Below are 6,290 nucleotides of genomic sequence, written 5' to 3' on the forward strand. Positions count from 1 at the left end.
ATGCATTCAGCCGGTGTTACGCAGCCCCGCTGCAATCCCGGCGACGCTGACCAACAGGGCTTGCTCCAACGGGCTTTCCGCCGGGGCGCGTTGCTGTCGTGAACGGGCCAGTAATTCGATCTGCATCAGATGCAGAGGATCGAGATAGGTGTTGCGCAGACTGAAGGCTTCGAGGGTCGCAGGACTGTGCGCAAGCAGCTCGGACTGACCAGTCATACGCTGTACAGCGGCCACGGCCTGCGACAATCTGTCACGCAAATCGTGCCCCAGCGACTGCAATTGCGCCTCGACCAGCCGCTCGTCGTAGCGACTGGCGATCTCCGCATCCGTCTTGGCCAAGACCATCTCGAGCATGTCGATGCGTGTGCTGAAGAAGGGCCAGCGCTGGCGCATCAGCGTCAACCGATCACCTTCGTCGCGCTTCAGCGCAGCCTCTAGCGCCTGCTCCCAGCCCAGCCAGGCGGGCAACATCAGCCGCGTCTGAGTCCAGGCGAATATCCACGGAATGGCACGCAAACTCTCGACGCCCCCTTCGCGGCGCTTCGACGGCCGGCTGCCCAGCGGTAAACGCCCCAGTTCCTGCTCGGGCGTGGCCTGTCGGAAGTAGTCGACGAACTGCGCATGATCGCGAACCACGCCGCGGTAGGCCTCGACGCCTGCCGCAGCCAGCTGATCCATGGTTTCGCGCCAATCCGGCTCGGGCATCGGTGGTGGCAGCAGGGTCGCTTCCAGGACCGCAGCCAGATACAGGCTGAGATTCTGCTCGGCGATATCCGGCAGCCCGAACTTGAAACGTATCATCTCGCCCTGCTCGGTGGTGCGGAAGCGCCCCGCCACCGACCCAGGCGGCTGGGACAAGATCGCCGCATGAGCCGGCCCGCCGCCACGGCCAACCGTGCCTCCACGGCCATGGAACAGCAGCAACTCGACCTGATGCTCGCGGCAGATATCGACGAGGCTTTCCTGCGCGCGGTACTGCGCCCAGGCCGCGGCGGTGGTTCCGGCGTCCTTGGCGGAATCCGAATAGCCGATCATCACTTCCTGCGGGCCGTGCAGGCGCTGGCGATAACCCGGCAGACCCAGCAAGCGATCGATCGTGGGGCCGGCATTGTTCAGATCATCGAGCGTTTCGAACAGCGGTACGACGCGCATCGGCCGCTGCAGCCCCGCCTCTTTCAGCAGCAACTGAACTGCCAGCACATCCGACGCGCCGCGAGCCATGGAGATGACATAGGAGCCAAGCGACGCAGCCGGCGCCTGAGCCACCACGCGACAGGTTGCCAGCACTTCGGCGGTCTCCTCCGAAGGCTGAAAATGCGGAGGCAACAACGGACGGCGATTGTTCAGTTCGCGTTGCAGGAAATCCAGGCGCTGCTGCTCGTCCCACTGGTCGTAACGACCGATGCCGAGATAGTCGGTGATTTCAGCCAGGGCCGCGACATGCCGAGCGGAGTCTTGGCGGATATCGAGGCGCACCAGAAACAGGCCGAACGCGGCAACCCGCCGCAAGGTATCGAGCAAGGCGCCATCGGCGATCACGCCCATGCCGCAAGCGTGCAGCGAGTGGTAGCAGAGCTCCAACGGTTCGCGCAGCTCGCGGGTGTCCTGTAACACGGCCGGCGATGCCGGTTGATCAGGGCAACCGGCCCAGTCGCGCGTGGCCTGCAATCGTCCACGCAGCCGCTTGAGCAGTTCGCGATAGGGCTCGGCCGACTCGCCGCTGTGACGCAGCAGCTCTACGCTGGCGGTCTGCATCGACAGCGCGGTGATCAGCCCCTCGATATCGCGCAGGAACAGGTCAGCCGCCATCCAGCGCGCCAGTGTCAGCACCTCGTGGGTCACTTTCGCCGTCACGTTGGGGTTGCCGTCGCGATCGCCGCCCATCCAGGAGGCGAAACGGATCGGCGCGGCGTCCAGCGGCAAGTGCAGGCCGGTGCTGTGGCACAGCGCCTGATCGGTTTGTCGCAGCACATTGGGCAGCGCCTGCCAGAGCGAGTTTTCGATTACGGCGAAGCCCCACTTGGCCTCTTCCACTGGCGTCGGACGGCTGCGGCGGATCTCCTCGGTATGCCAGGCTTCGGCGATCAGTCGTTGCAGGCGTAGCTCGATCTGCGCCAGCTCCGCCGCGCCGAGATCGGTGTGGTCACGCGCCGCCAGCTGTTCTGCGATGGCGTCGTATTTCTGGATCAGGGTGCGCCGCGACACCTCCGTCGGATGGGCGGTCAGCACCAGTTCGATATCCAGTCGGCCCACTTGCCGCGCCACGAATTCCTGAGCGAAGCCCTCGCCCTTGAGCCGCTCGAGCAGCCCGCTCAGCACACCGGCCTCGAAAGGCGCCGGCTCGCCGGGTCGGCGACGGCGGATCTGGTGATGCTGCTCGGCGATGTTGGCTAGATTGAGGAACTGGTTGAAGGCGCGGGTCATTGGCAGCAATTCATCGTCGGCCAGCCCATCAAGGGTTTCCTGCAGCAACCGCGCATCGTCATCTGACCCACGTCGGGCACCCTTGGCGCCTTTACGGATGCGTTCGATCTTGTCGAAGAAGGCATCGCCGTGCTGCTCGCGAATGGTGTTGCCCAGCAGCTCGCCGAGCAGATGAACATTTTCGCGCAGTCGCGCGTCGATCTTCGCCATGGTCCTGTCTCCCGGGTCGCATCACCGAAAGCGCCTTTCGATATGCGACCGATTGCTGAACGGCTACCTGTTAGAACCCTCCAAACAGAGTGCCCAGCGTCTCCGTCGAAGACAAGGCGTAGCGAAAAATCCAGTTCGACGGCCGCTCGCACTCCACGCAGATATCGCTCGCCACCGCGGGCGTAAGGATGGAACAAGATGAAAATTTCAGAACTGGTCCGTGAGTGGGAAAGTAGCGCCACCGGTCGCATGAGCAGTACGCAATACAGTATTCCCCTGGACGTCGAAAGTGCCGCACGGCTGGCAGCGCTGGCGGAAATGTATCCCAAGCGCAGTACCGAAGAGCTGCTTGGAGAACTCGTCGGCGCCGCGCTCGAAGCCATCGAGACCAGCCTTCCCTATCAACAAGGCGCCAAGGTAATTGCGACCGACGAGCAAGGCGACCCGATCTTTGAGGACATCGGCCCGACGCCGCGTTTTCTCGCCCTCTCGCGCAAGCATCTCGAGCGCTTGCTCGCCGAGCAGGCGGAGCGTTCTTGACAGAGCCCCGCATGCACGCTGCGGCGCTCGCAAACCTGCGGCAAGGCGACGCTGGGCGGCGCCTTGCCCAATCCTTCGGCGGCGTAGAAGGCCCTAAAAAGCACTATCCAGCGGTTTCGTTCGCATTTTCGCTGGAACGATTGAGCTCCGCTGGCCTCACAAAAATATGCCCGTCGTGATTGGCGGCCCTTTTTGTAAGGCCCCTGTGGGCACTGTTCCCTGATCTTCCACTGGAGACTGGCCATGAAAATGAACACCATCGAAAGTCCTCTATTGCGATCTCAGTTACCCAAGCTGGCAGCCGTTGCATTAGGCGGCCTACTGCTGGTTGGTTGTGCCGGCAATCCACCGAACGAACAGTTCGCCGTGACCGAATCCGCGGTGCGTAGCGCCGTAAGCGCGGGCGGCACTGAGTACGCCGCCGTTGAAATGCGCAACGCGCAGGAAAAATGGAAGCAGGCCGAGCTGGCCATGCAGAAGGAAAATTACGACGAAGCGCGCAAACTGGCCCAGCAAGCCGAGTGGGACGCTCGCGTCGCTGAGCGCAAGGCCCAGGCCGCCAAGGCGCAGAAGGCTGTGGAGGACGCCAACCGGGGAATCCAGGAGCTGCGCGAAGAAAGCATGCGCGGCACCCAGTGATCACCCTTCATTCCCACGCCTTCAAGACAGGATGATTCGTTATGAATAAATTACTGACGCTCCCCACCGTGCTGGCCATGACCATCGGCTTGGCCGCCTGCTCCTCGCAGCCCAACCAGAACCTCGAGCAGGCGCGCGGGCAGTATTCACAGCTGCAGGCCGACGCCCGCTCAGCCAAACTGGCCGCACTTGAAACCGAAGACGCCGGCAAAATGCTGGAGAAAGCCAACCAGGCTTACCTGAACGATGCGGACGAAGAAAAGGTCGATCAGCTCGCCTATCTGACCCAGCGACGAATCGAGCTCGCCGAGCAGACCATCGCGCTGCGTACCGCCGAGCAGGAAATCGAGAAAGCCTCCGCCAAGCGCGCCGAAGCCCGCCTCGAATCGCGCGAGCAACAGCTCAAGCGTCAGCAGGACGAAATCCGCAAACTGCAGCAGGACCTACAAGCCAAGCAGACCGAGCGCGGCACCCTGGTGACGTTCGGTGATGTGCTGTTCGACCTGGACAAGGCCGAACTCAAGCCATCCGGAATGCGTGGCATCCAGAAACTCGCCGATTTCCTCAATGAGAATCCAGAACGCAAGGTTGTGGTCGAGGGCTACACCGACAGCACCGGCGCGGCCAGCTACAACCAACAGTTGTCCGAGCGCCGCGCCAGAGCTGTCCAGCGCGCCCTGACTCATGCGGGCGTAGATCCACAGCGCATCCAGACGGTTGGCTACGGTAAGGAGTATCCGGTGGCAAGTAATAGCTCACCGTCAGGCCGGGCGATGAATCGCCGCGTCGAAGTGACCATTTCCAATGACAACCAGCGCGTCGCGCCACGTTCGTCTATGGAGTGATCGCCTTTGCCTGACAGTACGCCCGCCCTCGTGGCGGGCTTCAGGCTGCTGTTACATCTAAGCTTCGCCCCACTCCCCTAACAAGCGCTAAGCCGTGTGCGGCCAATGCACTCAGATTGCCTTCTTAAGTGTGCCACTCATACATATAGGTAGCCGGTTGAAGCGACTCGTCACCTGATCGGCGAGGCTGGCGCTGTTCGCAAGACTTTACTGAGCACATCCCTAAGCATCACTGCTGAGTTGCCGGTGCCTCACTCATCGGACTTGCTGGCTCATGCAACGAATCGCACGCTTACGATTATCCACCAGCACACCGGTCAGGCCCTTCTGCTCCGTGTCGAACAGCACCAGCACCCCATCGATGCACTCCGCCACTTGCGGCGCAGGGTTGAGCGAGACGCGGTAGTCTTCGCCAGGAATGGTCTTGAGCATGGTGTAGTCGGCCAGCAGCAGCGCATCTTCAGGCTTGGCGACATGCACGTAGCCGTAATAGGAAAGCACCGCGACGGTGCCGATGACGCTGCCGATGGCGGTGAGGATCAGCGGGATGGGGTTACGTTCGGACATGGGCGGGCTCGCCTGATTTGAAATGCCGCATTGTCGCAAAATTAACGCAGAGGTGGAGAAGACATACCGCTGGACAGTGCGACGTGGCTGGATAAAGCACGCGTAGAACTGTCGTTCTGCCAGCAAGATTTCCCGCAGCTGATTACCTGCCATTAGCGTAGCGAATAGCACTTCCCGCTGATGCGATTACAGCTGAAGGTTGAACTGCTTTCTTCCGTCCGACCGAGCAGCCATGAATACTCTCGCCCGTCCCGATGCCTTCGATCTCGACCAAGTCTTTGCGGCCATCCCCGACCTCATCGCGCACTGGGCGGCACACCAGCCAGACCATGCCGCGCTGATCCAGGAAACCCGCAGCCTGAACTTCGCCCAGCTCGACGCTCGCATGAGCGAGGTGGCCGCCGCGTTACAGCGCGACGAAGTTGGGCCAGGTGATGCCATTGCAATTTGCGCACTCAACTCCATTGAGTACGCGATTGTGTTTCTCGGAGCCTTGCGCGCTGGCGTCGCGGTAGCCCCGCTGGCACCGTCCGCCAGTGCCGAAAGCCTGCTGACCATGCTGACGGACGCCTCGGCCCGGCTATTGTTCGTCGACGCACCATCGGCGCAGCACCTGGAGCCGGTCTCGGCGCAACTGCCCTGCCCCGTCTTGCGACTGGATCAGACAGCTGCGAACGGGCTGTCCGAATGGCTGAGCGACGCGATTCCGGAACCGGTCGCGATCCAGCCGAGCTGGGCGTTCAACGTCATATATTCATCCGGTACAACCGGCGAGCCCAAGGGCATCGTGCAATCCCACGCCATGCGTTGGGCGCATGTCCGTCGCAGCGCCGCCTACGACTATGGCGTCGACGCCACCACGCTGATTTCCACGCCGCTGTATTCCAATACCACGCTGGTCGCCTTTCTGCCGACGCTGGCGCTTGGCGGCACGGTCGTGCTGATGAGCAAGTTCGAAGCCGGCGCGTATCTGCGACTGGCGCAGCAGCACAGCGTCACCCATACCATGCTCGTGCCGGTGCAGTACCAGCGCATCATGGCGCGGCCAGATTTCAGCGACTACGA

The 6,290-nt window shown here is 62.3% G+C and carries 6 protein-coding genes; 4 read left to right on the top strand and 2 right to left on the bottom strand.

The annotated features are described in order from the left end of the window. Positions 1 to 6: 6 nt before the first annotated feature. A complete protein-coding gene (ppc, locus tag NA647_RS16400; RefSeq protein WP_256058665.1) occupies positions 7 to 2,634 on the bottom strand; it encodes a phosphoenolpyruvate carboxylase in 2,628 nt (875 codons plus the stop codon). A 198-nt stretch (positions 2,635 to 2,832) separates the two neighbouring features. Here ppc and NA647_RS16405 point away from each other — a divergent pair, with 198 nt between their 5' ends. The 3 genes from NA647_RS16405 to NA647_RS16415 all read left to right on the top strand — a co-directional run bounded on the left by NA647_RS16405 (position 2,833) and on the right by NA647_RS16415 (position 4,658). Further along, complete coding sequence (locus tag NA647_RS16405; RefSeq protein ID WP_256058666.1) at positions 2,833 to 3,174, top strand: pilin assembly protein; 342 nt, start codon at positions 2,833 to 2,835, stop codon at positions 3,172 to 3,174. 243 nt (positions 3,175 to 3,417) lie between these two features. After that, positions 3,418 to 3,813, top strand: coding sequence for a DUF4398 domain-containing protein (locus NA647_RS16410; protein ID WP_256048008.1), 396 nt, complete (start codon positions 3,418 to 3,420; stop codon positions 3,811 to 3,813). 41 nt (positions 3,814 to 3,854) lie between these two features. Continuing rightward, positions 3,855 to 4,658 (top strand): OmpA family protein, encoded by an 804-nt coding sequence (locus tag NA647_RS16415; protein WP_256058667.1) that lies wholly within the window; start codon positions 3,855 to 3,857, stop codon positions 4,656 to 4,658. A 255-nt stretch (positions 4,659 to 4,913) separates the two neighbouring features. Here NA647_RS16415 and NA647_RS16420 read toward each other — a convergent pair whose 3' ends face one another. Continuing rightward, the gene (locus NA647_RS16420; protein ID WP_256058668.1) at positions 4,914 to 5,225 is read right to left on the bottom strand and encodes a hypothetical protein; all 312 of its coding nucleotides are present in this window, start codon (positions 5,223 to 5,225) and stop codon (positions 4,914 to 4,916) included. A 232-nt stretch (positions 5,226 to 5,457) separates the two neighbouring features. Here NA647_RS16420 and NA647_RS16425 point away from each other — a divergent pair. Further along, positions 5,458 to 6,290: class I adenylate-forming enzyme family protein (locus NA647_RS16425; RefSeq protein ID WP_256058669.1), on the top strand; the 833-nt coding region annotated here is incomplete at its 3' end.

The organism is Stutzerimonas stutzeri, assembly GCF_024448985.1.
Classification (GTDB): Bacteria; Pseudomonadota; Gammaproteobacteria; order Pseudomonadales; family Pseudomonadaceae; genus Stutzerimonas; species Stutzerimonas stutzeri_AP.

Bases quoted from the DNA above. Each gene is read 5' to 3' on its own strand.
- NA647_RS16415 (WP_256058667.1), top strand. From the start codon at position 3,855: ATGAATAAATTACTGACGCTCCCCACCGTGCTGGCCATGACCATCGGC.
- NA647_RS16405 (WP_256058666.1), top strand. From the start codon at position 2,833: ATGAAAATTTCAGAACTGGTCCGTGAGTGGGAAAGTAGCGCCACCGGT.
- ppc (WP_256058665.1), bottom strand. From the start codon at position 2,634: ATGGCGAAGATCGACGCGCGACTGCGCGAAAATGTTCATCTGCTCGGC.
- NA647_RS16410 (WP_256048008.1), top strand. From the start codon at position 3,418: ATGAAAATGAACACCATCGAAAGTCCTCTATTGCGATCTCAGTTACCC.
- NA647_RS16420 (WP_256058668.1), bottom strand. From the start codon at position 5,225: ATGTCCGAACGTAACCCCATCCCGCTGATCCTCACCGCCATCGGCAGC.